Annotated in this window: 18 protein-coding genes; 16 read left to right on the forward strand and 2 right to left on the reverse strand. The window is 62.0% G+C overall.

From position 1 onward, the window contains the following. Positions 1-194 precede the first annotated feature (194 nt). From J2J99_RS09410 to exoR, 3 genes are all read left to right on the forward strand, one after another. Complete coding sequence (locus tag J2J99_RS09410) at positions 195-1,469, forward strand: OmpP1/FadL family transporter (protein ID WP_168294880.1); 1,275 nt, start codon at positions 195-197, stop codon at positions 1,467-1,469. A 228-nt stretch (positions 1,470-1,697) separates the two neighbouring features. Then, positions 1,698-2,162, forward strand: a complete 465-nt coding sequence (locus J2J99_RS09415; RefSeq protein WP_168294879.1) for a hypothetical protein — start codon at positions 1,698-1,700, stop codon at positions 2,160-2,162. Positions 2,163-2,181: 19 nt separating this feature from the next. Beyond that, on the forward strand, positions 2,182-2,979 hold the full coding sequence (gene exoR, locus J2J99_RS09420; RefSeq protein ID WP_168294878.1) for an exopolysaccharide production regulator ExoR: 798 nt from the start codon (positions 2,182-2,184) through the stop codon (positions 2,977-2,979). A 60-nt stretch (positions 2,980-3,039) separates the two neighbouring features. On the opposite strand, the gene xth is transcribed toward exoR, so the two are convergent. Both xth and erpA read right to left on the reverse strand, forming a co-directional pair. After that, entirely contained in the window at positions 3,040-3,831 is a 792-nt protein-coding gene (xth, locus tag J2J99_RS09425; protein WP_168294877.1) for an exodeoxyribonuclease III, read from the reverse strand. A 125-nt stretch (positions 3,832-3,956) separates the two neighbouring features. Then, a complete protein-coding gene (erpA, locus tag J2J99_RS09430; protein ID WP_004674150.1) occupies positions 3,957-4,289 on the reverse strand; it encodes an iron-sulfur cluster insertion protein ErpA in 333 nt (110 codons plus the stop codon). A gap of 220 nt (positions 4,290-4,509) precedes the next feature. Between erpA and J2J99_RS09435 the strand changes: the two genes are divergently transcribed. The 13 genes from J2J99_RS09435 to J2J99_RS09495 all read left to right on the forward strand — a co-directional run bounded on the left by J2J99_RS09435 (position 4,510) and on the right by J2J99_RS09495 (position 19,865). Next, entirely contained in the window at positions 4,510-5,727 is a 1,218-nt protein-coding gene (locus J2J99_RS09435) for a deoxyguanosinetriphosphate triphosphohydrolase (protein ID WP_168294876.1), read from the forward strand. 63 nt (positions 5,728-5,790) lie between these two features. After that, the gene (gene argS / locus J2J99_RS09440) at positions 5,791-7,548 is read left to right on the forward strand and encodes an arginine--tRNA ligase (protein WP_168294875.1); all 1,758 of its coding nucleotides are present in this window, start codon (positions 5,791-5,793) and stop codon (positions 7,546-7,548) included. Positions 7,549-7,609: 61 nt separating this feature from the next. Then, positions 7,610-10,753 carry an SPOR domain-containing protein gene (locus J2J99_RS09445; RefSeq protein ID WP_168294874.1) on the forward strand — a complete coding sequence of 1,048 codons (3,144 nt, stop codon included), beginning with the start codon at positions 7,610-7,612 and terminating at the stop codon, positions 10,751-10,753. Positions 10,754-10,867: 114 nt separating this feature from the next. Beyond that, a complete protein-coding gene (gene nagZ / locus J2J99_RS09450) occupies positions 10,868-11,881 on the forward strand; it encodes a beta-N-acetylhexosaminidase (protein WP_168294873.1) in 1,014 nt (337 codons plus the stop codon). Between the two features lie 18 nt (positions 11,882-11,899). Beyond that, positions 11,900-12,757 carry a segregation and condensation protein A gene (locus J2J99_RS09455; RefSeq protein ID WP_168294872.1) on the forward strand — a complete coding sequence of 286 codons (858 nt, stop codon included), beginning with the start codon at positions 11,900-11,902 and terminating at the stop codon, positions 12,755-12,757. Next, positions 12,754-13,467 (forward strand): SMC-Scp complex subunit ScpB, encoded by a 714-nt coding sequence (scpB, locus tag J2J99_RS09460; RefSeq protein WP_168294871.1) that lies wholly within the window; start codon positions 12,754-12,756, stop codon positions 13,465-13,467. The genes J2J99_RS09455 and scpB overlap by 4 nt, the downstream gene beginning before the upstream one ends. Positions 13,468-13,648: 181 nt before the next feature. Next, positions 13,649-13,840: a twin-arginine translocase TatA/TatE family subunit gene (locus J2J99_RS09465; protein WP_003558879.1), complete on the forward strand. Its 192-nt coding sequence runs from the start codon at positions 13,649-13,651 to the stop codon at positions 13,838-13,840. 51 nt (positions 13,841-13,891) lie between these two features. After that, entirely contained in the window at positions 13,892-14,503 is a 612-nt protein-coding gene (gene tatB, locus J2J99_RS09470; RefSeq protein ID WP_168294870.1) for a Sec-independent protein translocase protein TatB, read from the forward strand. Beyond that, the gene (gene tatC / locus J2J99_RS09475; RefSeq protein ID WP_016732894.1) at positions 14,500-15,327 is read left to right on the forward strand and encodes a twin-arginine translocase subunit TatC; all 828 of its coding nucleotides are present in this window, start codon (positions 14,500-14,502) and stop codon (positions 15,325-15,327) included. The genes tatB and tatC overlap by 4 nt, the downstream gene beginning before the upstream one ends. A 98-nt stretch (positions 15,328-15,425) precedes the next feature. Next, positions 15,426-16,709, forward strand: coding sequence for a serine--tRNA ligase (serS, locus tag J2J99_RS09480; protein ID WP_168294869.1), 1,284 nt, complete (start codon positions 15,426-15,428; stop codon positions 16,707-16,709). A 4-nt stretch (positions 16,710-16,713) separates the two neighbouring features. After that, positions 16,714-17,487 (forward strand): 5'/3'-nucleotidase SurE, encoded by a 774-nt coding sequence (gene surE, locus J2J99_RS09485; RefSeq protein WP_168294868.1) that lies wholly within the window; start codon positions 16,714-16,716, stop codon positions 17,485-17,487. Continuing rightward, positions 17,484-18,137: a protein-L-isoaspartate(D-aspartate) O-methyltransferase gene (locus J2J99_RS09490; RefSeq protein WP_168294867.1), complete on the forward strand. Its 654-nt coding sequence runs from the start codon at positions 17,484-17,486 to the stop codon at positions 18,135-18,137. The genes surE and J2J99_RS09490 overlap by 4 nt, the downstream gene beginning before the upstream one ends. A 138-nt stretch (positions 18,138-18,275) precedes the next feature. Beyond that, on the forward strand, positions 18,276-19,865 hold the full coding sequence (locus tag J2J99_RS09495) for a peptidoglycan DD-metalloendopeptidase family protein (protein ID WP_168294866.1): 1,590 nt from the start codon (positions 18,276-18,278) through the stop codon (positions 19,863-19,865). Positions 19,866-19,913 lie beyond the last annotated feature (48 nt).

Consider the following 19,913-nt stretch of genomic DNA (forward strand, 5'->3'; position numbering starts at 1 on the left):
GCCCAAAATCTCGACTGAAACCTGATGGTTTCGGAATAAAATTTTATTAACCAGATTTTTTGACGTGTCCGTCAATTTCTTTACGTAAGTTGGCCGCTGCAATGCCCGGAAGCGCTGCCGTGGGGCGCGTTGCCATGTCAGGCGACCACTTACTAGAGTGGTGTCACATCAATTGCTGGAGTGGGGGAGACACAATGGCATCGCGTATGTTTTCCAAGGGCGTAACGTCGCTCGTTCTTCTTTCGTCGCTCGCATCGCCGTCCTTCGCCGGCGGTCTGGAGCGTGGCGGATACAATATCGACCTTCTTTTCGACAATTCGCGGTTCGCCGTCCAGTCCGGCGCGGTCTATGTCATGCCGCAACGCAAGCTGAAGAACGTCAGCGACACCGATGTCACCGACGGCCTCGGCACCAATGGCATCGGCGGCGGTTCGACCACGGCGGACGATACCGAGGACTACTGGGTCCCCTATCTCGGGGTGAAGGTCGGTTTCGGCGACGCCATCGACTGCATGGGCGATTATTCGACACCTTTCGGCGCGCACACCAATCCCGGCGCTAACTGGCTGGGCGTCAACGATAACATCGAGACCAAGATCAGCACCCGCAACTACGGCCTCACCTGCTCCTATCGTTTCGATATGGGCCCCGGCCAGCTTCGTCTGATCGGCGGCGGCTTCTATCAGACGGTCGAGGGTTTTAAGACGCGCCTCGTCGCTCCGATCACGGGGGCGGCCGCGCTGATCTATGACGGCACCGGCCGTCTGGAACTTGCCGACCAAGCCATGGGATGGCGGGCGGGCATCGCCTATGAGATCGAGGAATATGCTTTCCGCGCCAGCCTAGTCTATAACAGCAAGGTCAAGTATGACGATCTCAGCGGCACGGTCGACCTGACGGAGGTGCCGAAGGCCGTCAATCCCGCCAATCCTTACCTCGGCGTCGTGACGCCGGTCTACGGCTCGGCCGAGGCGCCCGATTCCGTCGAGCTCAAGCTGCAAAGCGGCATTGCGCCCGACTGGCTCGCCTTCGGTTCGGTCAAGTGGACGAACTGGAGCGTGCTGCAGTCGATCGCCTTCTGCCCGAAGGCCACCAAGGGTGTCGTCGCCTGTACCGCCAACAGCCAACTCACCTCGCTCGACCTGTTCTATCGCGACGGCTGGACGATTGGCGGCGGCGTCGGCCACAAGTTCAACGAACACTGGGCGGGTGCCGTCAGCTTGACCTGGGATCGAGGCACGAGCCAGGGCTATGGCGCCCAGACCGACACATGGACGCTCGGTGCAGGTGTTTCCTACACCCCCGTCGAGAATGTCGAATGGCGTCTGGCCGGCGCGCTCGGCATCATGACGGGCGGGGATTCCGGCACCTACGTCTATAACGGGCGGACTTACGGCAACGACGTCTCCTATTCCTTCGGCGACGATCTGGTTGCGGCCCTCTCGACCAGCGTAAAAGTCAAGTTCTGATCTTGTGGTCCAAGTAGAAGTCTTAAAGCCCGGCAGTTCGCCGGGTTTTTCTTTGGCAATCGGCAAGACAAGTCGACGGTCTATTTTGTGACGATTCAGCAACACTTTTTTACGACGTTTGGCGTATGATGGCTCCGGGGGCAATTTGTCTATTTCCCGCCACAAAGAGAGCGCAGCGCTATTGGCAGACGAGAAGACGGCAGACGTAGGGTGCGTGTAAAGAGTAGCATGGGTCGATTTTTTTCCGGCAACAGCAGGTCATGCGGCGCGATCGGCGACAGTCGTTCAATTGCCGCCGTTTCGCTTTTTGGACAAGGCTGTTCCGGCAGTGGATCCGGCCTTTCAACGACGTTGTCGATCTGTCCAATGCCGGATTTTTCGACCTCTGCGCCTGAGCGGCGCGGCTTTGGCGGAGAAGCCGATACAGGTTTCGTCACATTTGCTGTTTACGAAAGTAATAAAGGCGGGAAGGCGGATGCCGCGCCTGCCGAAGGAATGCCAGACAGGTTGCAACCGAGCCATGCCGGGAGCCGGGTGGTTCGAGATGACATACTGAAAATTCGGCCTTTCGGAAAAGGCCACTGGGCTGGATGCGACGCGGGCAAAGGGGCCATGGAACTCACCGCGGGATCGCTCGCCTCGAATGAATACATCCACCGTCTGCCCGGCGCCGGCGCCGGCTGCGTGCGATGAACGAAAGAAATCGGTTGAAATGGTAACGTCCGAGTTCAAATTGTTCAAATTCATGCTGATGAGCATGGGGATAGCGCTGGCAATGTCCGGCCCGGTTCGCGCTTTCGACATCAAGAGCGACGTCAGCAAGGAATCCGGTCCCTTCGACCTCTTCAAGTTCGGCTTCAAGGCCTATAAAAACGGACAGAAGGAGGAGGCGGTCGAAGCTTACAAATACGCCGCCGAAAAGGGCCATACCGGTTCGCGTTGGGCGCTCGCCAATATGTATGCTGACGGCGACGGTGTCACCCAGGATGATTTCGCAGCCTTCAAGATCTACAGCGAGATTGCCCAGCAGGGTGTCGAACCCGGCTCGGAAGACACAGGCTTCTTCGTCAACGCGCTTCTCTCGCTCGCCAATTACTACAAGCACGGCATATCCGGCAGCCCGGTCAAGATCGATCTCACCCAGGCACGTCAGCTCTATTTTCAGGTGGCCTCGACCTTTGGCGTCCCCGAAGCGCAGTTCCAGCTTGCGCAGATGATGCTGGCCGGCGAGGGCGGCAATGCCAGCCCGCAGCAGGCGAAGAAATGGTTGAACCAGGCCCGCAAGAGTGGCCATCCCGGCGCCATGGCGGTTTTCGGAAATATTCTCTTCGACGAAGGCCAGACGGCCCGCGGCCTCGCGCTGATGACCGCCGCGCTCGATCGCTGCAAGCCGAAAGACTGCAGCTGGATGGAAGCGCTGCAGGAGCAGGCTTTCTCGGTTGCCAACGAGGCCGACCGCCGCACGGCGGTATCGCTCTCGCACGCCATCGCGAGCGGCTCCGACGACTAAAGCCTGGCATGCAGGCCCCTGTCGCGCGCTTGCGGTGACGCGGTGCTAGGGCTGCGGACGTCAGGCCGCTAAATCGAAATAGGCGATGACAGGAACGTGGTCGGACGGCTTTTCCCACGCCCGCACATGTTTTTCGATCGCCGCGGACGTCATCCGGTCGGCAGCCTCCGGTGAGAGCAGCAGGTGGTCGATGCGGATGCCGTTGTTCTTCGGCCACGCACCTGCCTGATAGTCCCAGAAGGAATAGAGCCGCGTCGCATCCGTCGTCGCACGCACCGCATCGGTCAGCCCGAGATTTTCGAGCCTGCGGAATGCCTCCCGCGTCTGCGGCAGAAACAGCGCGTCGTTTTCCCAGGCCTTGGGGTCGAAGCAGTCGTGCGGCTCGGGGATGACGTTGTAGTCGCCGGCAAGCACCAGCATCTCCTCATAGGCGAGGCGCTCTGCCGCGAAGCTCCGCAGACGCTCCATCCAGGCGAGCTTATAGGGATATTTCTCCGTTTCGACGGGATTGCCGTTCGGCAGGTAGATGCAGCAGACGCGCAGGATGCTGGTATCCGGCAGCGTGAACACCGCCTCGAGGAAACGCGCCTGTTCGTCCAGCGCATCACCGGGCAGGCCGCGGTTGACTTCGGAGGGCGAACTCTTGGAGAGAATCGCCACCCCGTTGAAGCCCTTCTGGCCGTGCGTCTCGACATGATAGCCGAGCGCCTCGATCTCCAGCCTGGGAAAACCCTCGTCGATCGTCTTGATCTCCTGCAGGCAGACGATATCGGGATCGGAATCCTTGAGCCATTGCGTCAGATTGTCGATGCGCGCCTTGACGCCGTTGATGTTCCAAGTCGCAATCTTCATCTCTTCGTCCTGTTCCGCTTCGTGCGCTTCTTTTATCGTGGTCTTTCACAACTGGACAAGACGATAAACCGGTCGAAGACAGTTCTTCGGCCGGTTCATTGGGACAGTGCGATGCGCCTGGATATTCAGATCGAGAAGCTGGTGCCGCAGCCGCAGCTTGCGACCGCATTCGGGTTCTTGATCTGGAAGGATTGACCAAGCAGATTGTCGACGAAGTCGATCTCCGAGCCCGCCATATAGACGAGCGACAGACTGTCGATCAGCACTTTAGCGTCGTTCTTTTCGACGATGATGTCATCGTCGGCCGCGCTGTCGGCAAGGTCGAACTTGTAGGAAAAGCCCGAACAGCCGCCGCCTTCGACCGAAACGCGCAGCGCACTCTTGCCTGCCTCCGCGCCGATGATCGCAGCGATACGCTTTGCCGCGGCATCTGAAAGGGTTACACTCGTATCCGTCATGTTTCCTCCTGCCGGGGTCAAGATCCGGAGAGAATGGGTTTTGGCACTGAAATGTTCAAATGCCTGATATCAAAAGAACTTAACATGACCTTCGCGAAAATGCCATGATGTGCGAAACGGTCGCTGGTCGCCTCTTTGCCGTTTCCTCGGGCTATAGGTATGAAGAGGGCAACGCGGCGTCAATGGGCAGATGCGGCAATGGGCAGAATGACGGTGAAGAATGACGATTGACAGGCGGGCTTTAGGTTTCGGCGGCAGCGAAAGGGCAGTCTATGCAGCAGACCCCTGGACGACGCGTGGTCGTCTCTATCCGGAAGACGACAGCCCGACGCGCTCGGATTTCCAGCGCGACCGCGACCGCATCGTCCACACGACGGCCTTTCGCCGGCTAAAGCATAAAACCCAGGTCTTCATCGCCCAGGATGGCGATCACTACCGCACCCGGCTGACGCATACGATCGAGGTCGCGCAGATCGCCCGCGCGCTTGCCCGCGCCCTGAAGCTCGACGAGGATCTGGCCGAGGGCGTGGCGCTGGTGCACGATTTCGGCCACACGCCGTTCGGTCATACCGGCGAGGACGCATTGCACGAAGTGCTGCTGCCCTATGGCGGCTTCGACCACAATGCGCAATCGCTGCGCATCGTGACCAAACTCGAGCGGCGTTATGCCGAATTCGACGGCATCAACCTGACATGGGAAAGCCTCGAAGGCCTCGTCAAGCACAATGGCCCGCTGCTGACGCCGGATGGTGTGGGCACACGCGGCCCTGTTCCGCAGCCGATCCTCGATTATTGTGAACTACACGATCTGGAGCTTGCGACCTACGCCAGCCTCGAGGCCCAGGTTGCGGCGATCGCCGATGACATCGCCTACAATACCCACGATATCGACGACGGCCTGCGCTCCGGATACCTGACCTTCGACATGCTGGAGGAAATCCCGTTTCTGGCTGGGTTGATGGCCGAGGTGAGGGCGCGATACCCGCATCTGGAGCCGAGCCGCTTCACTCACGAAATCATGCGCCGGCAGATCACCCGCATGGTCGAGGATGTGATCAGCGTCGCGCAGCAGCGTCTTTCAAGTCTTCGCCCTGAGAGCGCAGCCGACATTCGCGCTGCCGACCAGGTCATCGCGACTTTCTCCGACGCGATGGCCGAAACCGACAGGCAGATCAAGGCGATGCTCTTCAAGCGAATCTACCGCAATCCCGATATCATGCGCATCCGCGCCGGCGCTGCTCAGATCGTCACCGACCTCTTTGGCGCCTACATGGCCAGCCCCAAGGAGATGCAAAGCCATTACTGGGTCGATCATATCGCCGGCCTCGCCGATGCGCCGAAGGCTCGCCATGTCGGCGACTATTTGGCCGGCATGACCGACACCTATGCAATCAGTGCCCACAGGCGATTGTTTGACCACACTCCGGATTTGCGATAGGCAGCGGTCGCCCGCCGAAGGCCCATTTGCGCCTTTGGCACAGCCTATGCATGGAAGAGTGCGATGAACCTTTTTACCGACTTCGAAGCCAGGATTAAAACCGCCCTTGAACAGATCGACCTGGTCAGGGAAAAGCGATCCGAGCTCGATTTCGGCCGCATCACCGTCGAGCCGCCGCGCGATGCGAGCCACGGTGACGTTGCGACCAACGCCGCGATGGTGCTGGCAAAGCCGCTCGGGTCCAATCCTCGCGCGCTTGCCGACGTCATCATCGCCAAGCTCAAAGAGGATGCCGACGTCGCCGATGTCTCGGTCGCCGGTCCCGGCTTCATCAACATTCGTCTCGCCGTCGGCTATTGGCAGCGGCTGCTCGCCTCGATTATCGCCTCCGGCACCGACTACGGCCGCTCGACCCTCGGCGCAGGCCGCAAGGTCAACGTCGAATATGTCTCAGCCAATCCGACCGGTCCGATGCATGTCGGCCATTGCCGAGGCGCCGTCGTCGGCGACGCGCTCGCCAACCTGCTCGCTTTCGCCGGTTACGGCGTCGAGAAGGAATACTACATCAATGACGCCGGCTCGCAGATCGATGTGCTCGCCCGCTCGGTCTTCCTGCGTTATCGCGAAGCGCTCGGCGAAAGGATCGGCGAAATTCCCTCGGGTCTCTACCCCGGCGATTATCTCGTGCCCGTCGGCCAGTCGCTTGCCGCCGATTACGGCGTGCGGCTGCACAACATGCCAGAAGAGCAATGGATGCCGATCGTCAAGGATCGCACGATCGACGCGATGATGGCGATGATCCGCGAAGATCTGGCGGCGCTGAATGTCCATCACGATATCTTTTTCTCCGAACGCACGTTGCACGCCAATGGCGCGGCCGCGATCCGCACGGCGATCAACGACCTGACCTTCAAGGGTTACGTCTACAAGGGCACTCTGCCGCCGCCGAAGGGCCAGCTTCCCGAGGATTGGGAGGATCGTGAACAGACTCTGTTCCGCTCGACCGAGGTGGGCGACGACATGGACCGGCCGCTGATCAAGTCGGACGGCTCCTATACTTATTTCGCCGCCGACGTCGCCTACTTCAAGAACAAGCTCGACCGCGGCTTCGACGAGATGATCTATGTGCTCGGTGCCGACCATGGCGGTTACGTCAAGCGCCTGGAAGCGGTTGCGCGTGGCGTTTCGGACGGTAAGGCGAAGCTGACGGTGCTGCTCTGCCAGCTCGTCAAGCTCTATCGCAACGGCGAACCGGTGAAGATGTCGAAACGTTCCGGCGATTTTGTCACGCTCCGGGAGGTTGTCGAGGAAGTTGGCCGTGATTCGGTCCGCTTCATGATGCTTTACCGCAAGAATTCCGAACCGCTGGACTTCGATTTCGCCAAGGTGACGGAGCAGTCGAAGGACAATCCTGTTTTTTACGTGCAGTATGCGCATGCCCGCTGTATGTCGGTCTTCCGGCAGGCGAGGGAGGCTTTCCCCGGCCTCGAAGTTTCGTCTGAAGATCTTGCGAAAGCCGTTGCTGGCATTGGCGATCCGGCCGAATTGCAGCTCGTCGCCAAGCTCGCCGAATTCCCCCGTGTGGTCGAAGCAGCGGCCCAGTCGCAGGAGCCGCATCGGATCGCTTTTTACCTCTACGACCTCGCCAGTTCGTTCCACGCGCACTGGAACAAAGGTAAAGATCAGACGGAATTACGATTTGTTAATGATAAAAACCGAGAATCAAGTATTGCCAGACTTGGGCTGGTGTACGCCGTCGCTTCGGTTTTGAAGTCGGGACTTGCCATTACAGGCACTGCCGCACCTGACGAAATGCGATAACGTCACCATTTCCCCACAATGCGCTGGCATTTGAGCGTTGGCGTTTGCGAGTGGGATAGGCATGGCTGAGAAACAACTTGCGTATGATACGCGCGGAAAAGACGATCTGTTTGCGGACGACGATCCGTTGGCTGAGCTTGCTCGTATCGTCGGCTTCGAACCGCGTGTTGCAGCGAATACGGTAAGAGAAGCCGCACGGCGCGAGCCCGCCCTCGATCTTGAGGACGAGCTTGGGCGTGAATTCGACCGTTACGATTCGCCGCGTCCACTCGCCGAGCTCGACCATCCGGCCGAGCCCCTTTCCGATGGCCTCGCGCCTGAAGATTATGTCGAGCCCGTTCTCGATGCCGCCCCCGCCATGGAAAGCGCGCAAGCGCCGGAGCCTGTCTCGGTTGCTCCTGTCGCCGCTGAAGAGGCAGTGCACCCTGCAGCACGAAATTGGGACGTTGCCGCTGCCGACCGGCCGGCCGTCCCACAGCAGCTTTCCATTGATCCCGTTTCCGAGGCGCCCTTCCAAGCGGCCTTTGGTGGCGCCCGCGATCTGATCGAAGAGCTCGAATTGTCGATCGGTGCAGCGCCCGTCTCTTCTCTGGCCGAGCCCGCCAAGGCCCCGCAATGGTCTGCCGCCAGCATCAGGCTGCCGCTTGCCAATTTCCATGCTGCCAAACGCGAGGAGCCGGTCGCTCCGCCGAGGGATATGGTCGAGCCTGCCGCCGAAACTGTCGCCGCGCCGGTGGCCGAGGCAGCCGCCGAACCGGTGGCCGAGCCATCGCTCGCCGAGTCCGTGGCGGAAGAGCCGCAGCCTGCGGTCGAGCAGTCGGCGCCCGTCACCGCGGTCGAGCCTGCCGAGGAATTCGCCTCCGCTTCGGCCTCGTTTGGGTTTCCCGCCGAGCTCGATCGTCACGATGAGGCGCTTGCGCCGCAAGAGACTGCTGAAGCCGAAGACTTCGTTGCCGTCGAGGACGAGCTGGAGGAGTTCGGCTCCGACGTCGGTTTCGATCTCGCTGCCGCTGTGGAAGGCGAGATCCAGGCTGATGCCGCCCTGACCGAAGTCGTGCCTGAGGTTCCGCACACCGCCGGCACGTTCGATCTCGATGATCTGCTGGCCGACGTCTCGCGTTATCCGGTGCCGCATCCGGTATTGCAGCGCGCCAATCTGGCGCCTGTGTCGCCGGAGACCGTCGCCGATGCTCCAGTGGCCATCGCCCCAGTTCAGCCCGCGCCGGTCGTTGCTGCGCCGATCCTGTCCGCTCCGGTCGAAATGGCTCCTGCCTATGCCGCCGAGGCGGCAGAGCCGGTCGCGCCCCCGCCTGCCGAAGTCACCGCGCCCCAGCCTGCCGCAACGGCCTATACACGGACACAGCAGCCCGCGCTGGACGCTGATGATCCTTTCGCCGGCCACGATTTCGAACTGGATCTAGCCGGCATCGAGCTGGAGCTTGCCGATCTCGATTTTTCCGAGGCGTCGGAGCCTTCGCCGCAGCCAAAGCCGCAGCCGGCGCCCCCTGCGCCCCAGCAGGCGGCGCCCATGCGGTCCGCACCCGTCTTCGGTGCCGAGCCATCGGCCCCCGCTGCGCCTGTTTCCAACTGGACGCCCGTCGCGGAAGCGCCCGCCGCAGAATCGACCGAAGACCTGCCTTTCGATCCGGCGATGATCTCTGATCCGGAGGAACGTCCGGAGACCGTCGACCACATGCACGTGCCGGCGCTGCCCCCGGTCGAGCAACCTGCTCCGGTCGCGAAAACGGCGGATTTCGATTTCGATCTCGACGCGGAGATCGCGAGCTTTTTTGAACCCGCCAAGCCGCGGGAAGTGCCAGCGTCGCAGCGTGATACCGTTGCGGCGGCCAAGCCGGTCAAGCCGACCATTGCCGACGGCCTCGACGATTTCGAACGGGCGCTGGAGGAGGATTTCCGCCGCAGCGTGCGCGAGCCGGTCGAGCGCCGCGAGACCTCCGAGGTTCACATCGAGTCGGCAAGCCAGGCGGCTGATTTCAGCCGCGCCCGCTCGATGCGCCGGTTGCTTGCCGGGGCTGTCGTGCTCGTAGTCTTCGCCGGCGTCGGTTATGGCGTCTACTCCTCCGTCTGGAACGGCGAGGGGCTTGGGATTGTCGCATCCGGCGAACCGCGCGTGATCACCGCCGACAAGGAGCCGGTCAAAGTCGTTCCGGAAAATCCCGGCGGCAAGACCGTGCCCAACCAGGACAAGGCCGTTTATGACCGCGTCGCGGGATCTGCCGAGGAGCCGAAGCAGAAGGCGCTCGTGTCGTCCGACGAGGCGCCCGTTGATGTCGTCCAGCGGACGCTGACACCGGAAGCGCTGCCCGAGGACGACGAGAACGCCGGCGCCGATGATCGCGTCACGCCGACTGCGGTTGGCGAGACGGAGGATCCGCGTCTGTTGCCGAACCAGACCGCCGCCGATGCGTCCGCAAGCGGCGCCGAGAAGACGCCGTCCGTTTCGCCGCGCAAGGTCCGCACGATGATCGTCAAGCCTGACGGCACCCTGGTTGCCCGCGACGAGATTGCACCGCTCGATCAGCCGGAGCCGGCGACACAGCCTTCCCAGACGGCGCCCGCTGCCCAGCCGTCGGTCACGGCTCAGTCCGCGCCGTCGGCCCCGGCCGTGCCGCCGGTTAGCGGATCGGCTGCAAGCTTTCCGGCAAGCGCCGAGGTCGCTTCCACCGATGCGCGTTCCACAGCGCCGGTCGAATCCGCCCCAGCCCAAGGATCGCCTGCCGTAATCGCCGATGCCCAGACGGCAAATGCTGCTCCGGTCGATGCGCAGGCACGCCCGGTCAAGACGACGATCGCCGATACGGCCCCGGTTCCGATTGCCCGCCCGGTCGATCAGCCCGTCAATGTCGTCGGCACCGTCACCGACAAGGGGAATGTCCGCACGCCGACTCAGGTCGCTTCCGCCACCCCGGCCACTGCCCAGCCGCAGCAGGCTGCATCCACCGGCGGTTACGGCATCCAGATCGCCTCGCTGCCGTCGGAGGACGAGGCGAACAAATCCTATGCCAACCTGTCGAAGAAGTTCGCCGGCGTGCTTGGCGGCCGGGCCCATGAAATCCGCAGGGCCGATGTCGCCGGCAAGGGCACGTTCTACCGTGTCCGCATCCCGGCCGGTTCCAAGGACGAGGCCGTGGCACTCTGCGAACAGTATCGCGCGGCCGGCGGAAGCTGCCTGATCTCCAAGTAGCATCGGGTCTTTGATTTATTTGAAGGGCGGCGGGCCTTCTCGGCCCGCCGCTCTTTTTTGTGCATCGCCTCTGAGCTTGCTCGCATTTGGCGGGACGCCGTCTATGATTCTCAGATGACCGAATCAAAAGCGACGATCCTTGGCTGCAGCGGCCTTTCCCTCACATCCGAAGAGAAGGCCTTCTTCCGGGGCGAACGGCCCTGGGGCTTCATCCTCTTCGGGCGCAACATCTCCGAAGCGGAGCAGATCAGCGATCTTGTCGCCGGACTGCGCGACAGCGTCGGCTGGCATGCGCCGGTGCTGATCGATCAGGAGGGCGGCCGCGTCCAGCGTATCCGTCCGCCGGTTTTTGCCCGTTATCCCTCGGGCCAGACTCTCGGCGATCTTTATCGCCGCTACCCGGCGGTTGGGCTGCGCGCCGCCTGGGCGATGTCGCGGCTGCACGCCTTCGACCTTTCGAAGCTCGGCATCGATGTCGATTGCCTGCCGGTGCTCGACGTGCCGGTCGAAGGCAGCAGCAACGTAATCGGCGACCGCGCTTATGGCGGCGATCCCGAAACCGTCATCGCGATGGGCCGGGCGGCTGCCCAAGGGTTGAAAGCCGGCGGCCTGCTGCCTGTGATGAAGCATATGCCCGGCCATGGCCGCGGTTTTGCTGATTCCCATCTTGAGCTGCCTGTCGTCACCGTCTCGCGCGATGAGCTGGAAGCCCATGATTTCCCGCCCTTCGTTGCGATGAAAGATGAGCTGATGGCGATGACCTGCCACGTCGTCTTCACCGCCATCGACCCGGACAATCCGGCGACGACCTCTCGCAAGGTGATTGACGGCGTCATCCGCGAACATATCGGTTTTACCGGTCTGCTGCTTTCCGACGATAGTTCGATGAACGCTCTGTCCGGCACGATCGGCGAACGTGCGGCGAATATCATTGCAGGCGGATGCGATATCGTGCTGCATTGCAATGGCCATATGGACGAGATGCGGGATGTCGTGGCAAATGTTCCGCGGCTCGACGGCGCGTCGCTCGCCCGTGCGAAAGCGGTGGAAGCAGGCTTCGCCGCGCCGGATGGCGCCGATGAGGCGGAGTTGAGAGCGGAATTCGAAGCGATGTTTGCGATCGTGTGATCGCAGAGGAGCAGGGTGGTGAACACAGTCAAGGGGCCGGAGCGTCCGCAGGCGGCAACGCCCATGGACAAGCTGTGGCAGGACAACGGCGCCGAGCGCGCCAGCCATGAGCCAGCGCTGGTGATCGACGTCGCCGGCTTCGAAGGTCCGCTTGACCTGTTGCTCTATCTCGCCCGCAATCAGAAGGTCGACCTCTCGCGCATTTCGGTACTGGCGCTTGCCGAGCAATATCTGCAGTTCGTCGAAAGCGCCCGGCGGATCCGCATCGAGCTTGCCGCCGATTATCTCGTCATGGCCGCCTGGCTCGCCTATCTCAAGTCGCGCCTGCTCATTCCCCAGCAGATCAAGGATGACGGTCCCTCTGGCGAGGAGATGGCGGCAACTCTCGCCTTCCGGCTGAAACGCCTCGAAGCCATGCGCCAGGCGGCCGAAGGCCTCGTCAACCGCAACCGCCTCGGCCGCGACATCTTCGCGCGTGGTGCGCCCGAGCATATTCCCGACCGGCAGCAGTCGGCTTATGCGGCGAGCCTCTACGATCTCCTGACCGCCTATGCGGCGCTGCGCCAGCGCCATGCCATCACCCAGGTGACGATCGAGAGGCGTAATGTCTGGTCGTTGACCGATGCCCGCGAGCTGCTGACCCAGATGATCGGCGAGGTCGGCGACTGGACCGCGATGGAGCATTATCTGCTGCGTTATCTCACAGCACCCGAGGAACGCGTCACGGCGATCGCCAGCGCTTTTGCCGCCTCGCTAGAGCTGGTGCGCGAGGGCAAGCTGGAAATCCGCCAGGACGGCGCCTTTCAGCCGATATACATGCGCCGCGGTCCCAAACACGCCACGCTGCAGGTGGTGGAGCAGGAGCAGCCGGCTTGATCGATCCAAAGAGCGAAGAGGATTTCGAGGGCGATTTCGAAGACAGGAGCCGCGACCTGCAGGTTGAGATCGAGGCGGAGCGCATCGCCGAGGCGCTGGTCTTCGCCTCCTCGCAACCAGTCTCGGAAGGCTTCCTCGCCGAGCGCCTGCCTGTAAAGACCGATGTGCACGCAATTATGCTGCGCCTGAAGGAGCAATATGCGCCGCGCGGCGTCAACCTCGTGCAGGTCGAGGGCGCCTGGGCTTTCCGCACCGCCGCCGATCTCTCCTTCGTCATCCGCCGCGACGACAACGAGGTGAAGAAGCTGTCGCGCGCTGCTCTGGAGGTGCTGGCGATCATTGCTTATCACCAGCCGGTGACGCGCGCCGAAATCGAGGATATCCGCGGTGTTCAGACCTCGCGCGGCACGCTGGACGTGCTGATGGAAGCCGGCTGGGTACGGTTTCGCGGTCGCCGGCGCACGCCGGGCCGGCCGGTGACATTGGGCACGACGCGTGATTTTCTCGACCATTTCGGCCTGGAAGAGCTGCGCGATCTGCCCGGTCTCGAAGAGTTGAAGGGAGCGGGCTTGCTGTCGGGCCGGATTCCGGCAAACTTCAATATTCCCTCACCGATGAACGACGAATTGACCGAGGACGAGGACCCGATCACCCAGATGGATCTGGAAGAGCTGGGGTTGCTGGCGCCGCGCGGCGCACCCGAAGATTGAGGGGCATGCGTCTTGCTTTTGCCACGCATGGCGAAAACAATGGGGGCCCCCACTTTTCGGCAGGTCAATGGCTTGTCACAAAGGGCGATACCGTGACATTAAGCGCGTTCAGAGGGCTTGATGTTGGAAACGGTGTGGGAAATTCTTACATCAGGGAACATCACAACAGGGAGTAAGCGTAATGGGTTCTTTTGGCATCTACCACTGGCTGATCGTTCTGGCGGTCGTGCTGTTGTTGTTCGGTCGCGGCAAGATTCCCGAACTGATGGGCGATGTCGCCAAGGGCATCAAAAGCTTCAAGAAGGGCATGACGGACGAAGACGCGCCGGAAACGGCAAAGACCGTCGATCACAAGGCCGACGAAACGAAGTAATCAAGTCCGGGAAAAAGCGCAGCCCCCGCGCTTCCCGTCCAGGAGCCTTGCATGTTCGATATTGGCTGGACCGAGCTTTTGGTCATCGCGGTCGTGCTGATCGTCGTTGTCGGTCCCAAGGATTTGCCGCCGATGCTGCGCGCTTTCGGCAAGATGACGCAGCGCGCCCGCAAGGTCGCGGGTGAATTTCGTGCGCAGTTCGACGAAGCGTTGCGCGAAGCCGAGCTTGACGATGTCCGCCAGACGATCAGCGACGCCCAGAAGCTCAACCCGGTCAACAGCCTGCGCGAGGCGATGAACCCGCTTCGCCAGATGGGCAACGAGATCAAGGCCGACCTGCAGAGGACGTCCACCGCTTCGGACAATAAGACCGAAGTGCCGCCGGCTGCAATGTCCACCCCGACGCCGTCGATGAGCCTGCCGGAAACGCCGCCGCTGGTGTCGGCGCCGGAGCCCGCCGCCGCAGCCGTCGCGGCCGATGCGGTTGCCGCCAAGCCAAAGGCTCCACGCAAGCCGCGCGTCAAGGCTGCGGACAAGGCCGGCTTTGCCATTGCCGCGCCCGCGGAAAACCCGCCTGCCGAAAAGCGGAAACGAACGACGGCTGCCAGAAAGCCCGCAACGCCGAAGAAGCCTGCACAGACGAAGAAGAAGGACGAGGTATGAGCGGTGATATCGAAGACAAGCCGCAGCCGTTGATCGAGCACCTGATGGAGCTGCGCACGCGGCTGATCTGGTCGATCGGCGCGTTTTTCGTCGCCTTCATCGCATGCTTCTTTTTTGCCAAGCATCTCTTCAACTATCTGGTCATTCCCTACAAGACGGCGGTGGAGTGGGCCCATCTCGACGTCGAGAAGGCCCAGCTGATCTATACGGCACCGCAGGAATTCTTTTTTACCCAGGTCAAGGTCGCCATGTTCGGCGGCTTGGTGGTCGCATTTCCGATCATTGCCGCCCAGGTTTACAAGTTCGTGGCCCCTGGCCTCTACAAGAACGAGCGCCAGGCCTTTCTACCGTTCCTGATCGCGTCGCCGGTCCTGTTTCTGATGGGCGCGGCACTCGTCTATTTCTTCTTCACGCCGATGGTCATGTGGTTCTTCCTGTCGATGCAGCAGGCGCCGGGGCATGACGAGGTGGCGATCTCGCTGATGCCGAAGGTCTCGGAATATCTGAGCCTGATCATGACGCTGGTCTTCTCCTTCGGCCTCGTCTTCCAGCTTCCCGTCATCACGACCCTGCTTGCCCGTGTCGGCCTGCTGACATCGCAATGGCTCGCCGAAAAGCGCAAGTTCGCCATCGTGCTCGCCTTCGTCGTTGCCGCCGTGCTGACGCCGCCGGACCCGATGTCCCAGATCGGTCTTGCACTGCCGACGATCCTTCTCTACGAGATTTCCATCCATGCGGCGCGACTCGTGGAGCGCCAGCGTGCCCGGCAGGCGCTCGAAAAGGACACCGAATCCGCGGACGTTGCCAAGACGGACAGCGTCTGAGCGGTCATCCGGAAATCCCTTCATGAACGCCCTCTCATCCGGTCGAAGCCCGTTCAGGCTTTGGCCGGGTCACTTCTGTTGCAACGACTGGAACGACGATGCTCGATATCAAATGGATCCGTGAGAATCCCGAAGCGCTCGATGCCGCCCTTGCCAAGCGCGGTGCGGAGCCTCTGGCCCAAAGTCTCGTCGCCCTCGATGAAAAGCGCCGCTCCGCCGTGCAGAAGGCGCAGGACATGCTGTCCCGCCGCAATCTCGCCTCCAAGGAGATCGGTGCGGCGATGGCCCAGAAGAACGGCGAACTCGCTGAGAAGCTGAAGGTCGAGGTCGCCGAGCTGAAGACGCTTCTGCCGGCAATCGAGGAAGAAGAACGGCAGCTGACGGCTGAACTCAACGACGCGCTGTCGCGCATCCCGAACATACCTTTCGACGACGTGCCGGTCGGAAAGGACGAGCACGATAATGCCGTCACCCGCATCGTTGGCGAAAAGCCGCGCTGGAACCATACGCCGAAGGAGCACTTCGAAATCGGCGAGGCGCTCGGCTATATGGATTTCGAGCGCGCCGCCAGGCTCTCCGGTTCGCGTTTCACGGTTCTCACAGGGCCGCTCGCCAAGCTCGAGCGCGCGCTCGGCCAGTACATGATCGATCTCCACACCCGCGAGCACGGCTATACCGAAGTCAGCTCGCCGCTGTTGGTTCGCGCTGAAGCACTGTTCGGCACCGGAAATCTGCCGAAGTTCGAAGAGGATCTCTTCAAGACGACGGACGACCGCTATCTCATCCCGACGGCTGAGGTGACGCTGACCAATCTGGTGCGCGAGGAAATCCTCGACCAGGAAAAGCTGCCGCTGCGCTTCACCGCCTTGACCCCGTCCTTCCGCTCGGAAGCGGGTTCGGCCGGCCGCGACACGCGCGGCATGCTGCGCCAGCACCAGTTCTGGAAATGCGAGCTCGTTTCGATCACCGATGCCGAGAGCTCCATTATCGAGCATGAACGGATGACCGCCTGTGCGGAGGAGGTGCTGAAGCGCCTCGGTCTGCATTTCCGCACGATGACGCTTTGCACCGGCGACATGGGCTTCGGCTCGCGCAAGACCTACGATCTCGAAGTCTGGCTGCCGGGGCAGAATGCCTTCCGCGAAATCTCTTCCTGCTCGGTTTGCGGCGATTTCCAGGCCCGTCGCATGAATGCGCGCTACCGCGGCAAGGACGACAAGACCAACAGGTTCGTGCACACGCTGAACGGTTCGGGCACCGCCGTCGGCCGCTGCCTGATCGCTGTCCTCGAAAATTATTTGAACGAGGATGGTTCCGTCACGATTCCGGACGTTTTGCTGCCTTATATGGGCGGATTGACCAAGATCGAACGGGCGGCCTGAGGCGATGCGCATCCTGCTTACGAATGACGACGGCATTCATGCAGAAGGCTTGGCTGCGCTGGAACGGATCGCCCGCACGCTGTCGGACGACGTCTGGATCGTGGCGCCTGAAACTGACCAGAGCGGTCTTGCCCATTCGCTGAGCCTCTCCGAACCTCTGCGGCTGCGCAAAATCTCCGACAAGCATTTCGCCTTGCGCGGAACGCCGACCGATTGCGTCATCATGGGCATCCGGCAAGTGATGGACATCAAGCCCGATCTCGTTCTCTCCGGCGTCAATTCTGGCTCGAACGTCGCCGACGACGTGACCTATTCCGGCACGATCGCCGGTGCCATCGAAGGCACGATGCAGGGCGTGCGCTCCTTCGCGCTCAGCCAAGCCTATCTCTATGAAGATGGCGCACGGATCGTGCCCTGGGAAGTCTGCGAGGCGCATGCCCCGGCTCTTCTGGAAAAGCTGATGGATCTGGACCTGCCGGAGGGCACGTTCCTCAATCTCAATTTCCCGAACTGTCGTCCCGGCGAGGTCGATGGCGCCGAAGTCACCATGCAGGGCAAGCTCGCCTTCAATCTGCAGGTCGATGCCCGCTCCGACGGCCGCGGCTTTCCCTATTACTGGCTGAAGTTCGGCGAACGCGCCGGCGCCTTTATCGAAGGCACCGATATTCACGCTCTGAAGCACAACAAGATTTCGGTAACACCTTTGAAACTGGATTTGACCGATTATTCCGTGACTGACCGCGTGGCGCGGGCCCTGGGATACGGAGCACAGGTTTGACGGCAAGACTGGCGGAGAAGGAGGGCTTTGCGGCGCTCGTCCTCAGATTGCGTTCCGAAGGCATTTCCGACCTCGATCTGCTGACGGCGGTCGAGCAGACGCAGCGCTCTCTGTTCGTGCCGGCGCAATTTTCCGACGATGCCTATTCGAGCCGGACGATCCCGATCGAATGCGGATCCTTCCTCGAAGGCATCGATTTTGCCGTCCGCATCCTGCATCACCTGAAGCTCAAGCCGGGCCAGCGGGTCCTGGAAATCGGCACCGGCAGCGGTTTCACCGCCGCCGTCATGGGACGCCTGGCCGAGCGTGTGCTGTCGGTCGACCGCTACAAGACGCTGACGTCAGCGGCGCAGCGGCGCATGGAATCGCTTGGCCTGCGCAACGTCGTCATCCGACATGCCGACGGCAGCGCCGGCATGCAGGGCGAGGGCACCTTCGACCGTATCCTGGTGACGGCGGCGTTCAATGCGATGCCGCGCTTTTATACCGACCAGCTCGTATCCGGCGGCTCGATGATCGCGCCGCTGATGATTTCCGAAAACGAATGTCGCATGGTGCGGCTGACGAAAACCGGCAGCCGTTTCGAGCGCGAGGAACTGTTCGAAGCACCTTATCTGCCGATCGTTCCGCGTCTTGCCTCGCTGCTGTAGGCACTGCGATTTTTCACCCGTAAGCTATGGTTATCAACTTCTCAAAAATATCGCACTGATTCCAGCATCTTAACCGCGTGGTAATACTAACGCGCTTTAATAGACTCACAAATGGTTGCGTTCTCAGTGGGTCGAGTCATGCGTTTCAGTCTTTCGCCGAAGTTCGGGAAGTCGGCCGGTAATCTTCTGGTTGTGGGTCTGCTGGCAAGTGCCGCAACGGGCTGCAGTTCCGATGTGACACGGTTTGGTGGTTTGTTTTCCTCCTCCGGGCAGGACCAGATCACCACAAGTTCCATCCCGCGCCGGGGCGGCGTGCAGGGTGATCCGGTGCCGCGCGCCGATCTCGGCGGTTCGGCTGTCGCCAGCCAGCCCGCTTACGGCGGCAATAATGCGCTGAACCAGCCCTATCCGGCGAACCCGGGTTACGAGCCGATCCGTCCGTCCAGTGCCCGTCTCGCTTCCTCGCCGGTCTCGATACAGCGTTCCGAGCTTGCTGCGCCGACGGCTGTCACGCCATCCCGTCAGCGGGAAAAGGAAGTGGCGCTCGCCCAGCCGTTCCCGGCTTCGCCGCAGGCTGGAAAGCCGCGGCTCGTAGCGCCGGCTGCACCAAAGGCAACGCCCGATTCGCTGACGACCGGCACCACGCCGAAGATTTCCGGCTGGTCCTCGACCAATGCGCCTTCCGTGACGCTGCGCCCGGGCGAAAACATCGCCACGCTGTCCCGTCGCTTTGGTGTTCCGGAAAAGGAAATCCTGCGCATCAACAATCTGAAGACGGCCTCTGCCGCCCAACCCGGCCAGGCGATCCTGATCCCGACATTCAATGGCGGCAATGCCGCCAAGGCGGCATCGCAGGCGGCAGATCTTGCCAAGCCCGGCAATATGCCGGAGCCGGTCAAGGCGCCGGAGCAGAAGGTCGCCGTCGTCCCCGGCGCCAATTCCGTCCGCGACAAGACCATGGCGAGTGCCGATCCGGCCGCAAGGGTTCCCGCCGGCGCCGGCAAGGATCCGAAGACGCCTGCCGGCACCTATGTCGTCAAGCAGGGCGATTCGCTGGCAAAGATCGCCAAGGCGACGGGCGCCAATATCGACGATCTCAAGGCCGCCAACAATCTTTCGGCGAGCTCGCTGCGAGTCGGCCAAGCGCTGAAGATCCCGAACGGCAAAGCCGACACGATCAAGACCGCCTCGATCGCGGCTGAAAAGGTCGGTTCGAAGCCGGCTGATCCGGCGCCTGCCCAGCAAACGGCTTCCGTTCAGCCTGCGCCCTATAAGGCGCCGACCGCCACCCAGACCGTCGATGATGTCGAGAAGAAGGCCGACGTCAGCTCCGACGCGCCGGAATCGACCGGCATCGGCAAATACCGCTGGCCGGTGCGCGGCCAGGTCATTGCCGCCTACGGCGCCAACGTCAACGGCAACCGAAACGACGGCATCGATATCTCGGTACCGCAGGGCACGCCGATCAAGGCCGCCGAAAACGGTGTCGTCATCTATGCCGGCAACGGCCTGAAGGAACTCGGTAACACGGTTCTCGTCCGTCACGACGACGGCACCGTCACCGTCTATGGCAATGCCGACACGCTGAGCGTTGCCCGCGGCCAGAAGATCCAGCGCGGTCAGACCGTCGCCGTCTCCGGCATGAGCGGCGACGTCAAGCAGCCGCAGGTCCATTTCGAGGTGCGCAAGGACGCGTCCCCGGTCAACCCGATGACTTTCCTGGAATAGTTAGAGCGTACCAGGAAGCGCAAAAGCCCGGCCCCCCCGCCGGGCTTT

The sequence above is a fragment of the Rhizobium binae genome (genome assembly GCF_017357225.1).
Lineage (GTDB): Bacteria > Pseudomonadota > Alphaproteobacteria > Rhizobiales > Rhizobiaceae > Rhizobium > Rhizobium binae.

What these genes read in the sequence shown, in the direction of transcription:
- J2J99_RS09410 (WP_168294880.1), top strand. Translation starts at nt 195, where the DNA reads ATGGCATCGCGTATGTTTTCCAAGGGCGTAACGTCGCTCGTTCTTCTT.
- J2J99_RS09415 (WP_168294879.1), top strand. Translation starts at nt 1,698, where the DNA reads ATGGGTCGATTTTTTTCCGGCAACAGCAGGTCATGCGGCGCGATCGGC.
- exoR (WP_168294878.1), top strand. Translation starts at nt 2,182, where the DNA reads ATGGTAACGTCCGAGTTCAAATTGTTCAAATTCATGCTGATGAGCATG.
- xth (WP_168294877.1), bottom strand. Translation starts at nt 3,831, where the DNA reads ATGAAGATTGCGACTTGGAACATCAACGGCGTCAAGGCGCGCATCGAC.
- erpA (WP_004674150.1), bottom strand. Translation starts at nt 4,289, where the DNA reads ATGACGGATACGAGTGTAACCCTTTCAGATGCCGCGGCAAAGCGTATC.
- J2J99_RS09435 (WP_168294876.1), top strand. Translation starts at nt 4,510, where the DNA reads ATGACGATTGACAGGCGGGCTTTAGGTTTCGGCGGCAGCGAAAGGGCA.
- argS (WP_168294875.1), top strand. Translation starts at nt 5,791, where the DNA reads ATGAACCTTTTTACCGACTTCGAAGCCAGGATTAAAACCGCCCTTGAA.
- J2J99_RS09445 (WP_168294874.1), top strand. Translation starts at nt 7,610, where the DNA reads ATGGCTGAGAAACAACTTGCGTATGATACGCGCGGAAAAGACGATCTG.
- nagZ (WP_168294873.1), top strand. Translation starts at nt 10,868, where the DNA reads ATGACCGAATCAAAAGCGACGATCCTTGGCTGCAGCGGCCTTTCCCTC.
- J2J99_RS09465 (WP_003558879.1), top strand. Translation starts at nt 13,649, where the DNA reads ATGGGTTCTTTTGGCATCTACCACTGGCTGATCGTTCTGGCGGTCGTG.
- tatB (WP_168294870.1), top strand. Translation starts at nt 13,892, where the DNA reads ATGTTCGATATTGGCTGGACCGAGCTTTTGGTCATCGCGGTCGTGCTG.
- tatC (WP_016732894.1), top strand. Translation starts at nt 14,500, where the DNA reads ATGAGCGGTGATATCGAAGACAAGCCGCAGCCGTTGATCGAGCACCTG.
- serS (WP_168294869.1), top strand. Translation starts at nt 15,426, where the DNA reads ATGCTCGATATCAAATGGATCCGTGAGAATCCCGAAGCGCTCGATGCC.
- surE (WP_168294868.1), top strand. Translation starts at nt 16,714, where the DNA reads ATGCGCATCCTGCTTACGAATGACGACGGCATTCATGCAGAAGGCTTG.
- J2J99_RS09495 (WP_168294866.1), top strand. Translation starts at nt 18,276, where the DNA reads ATGCGTTTCAGTCTTTCGCCGAAGTTCGGGAAGTCGGCCGGTAATCTT.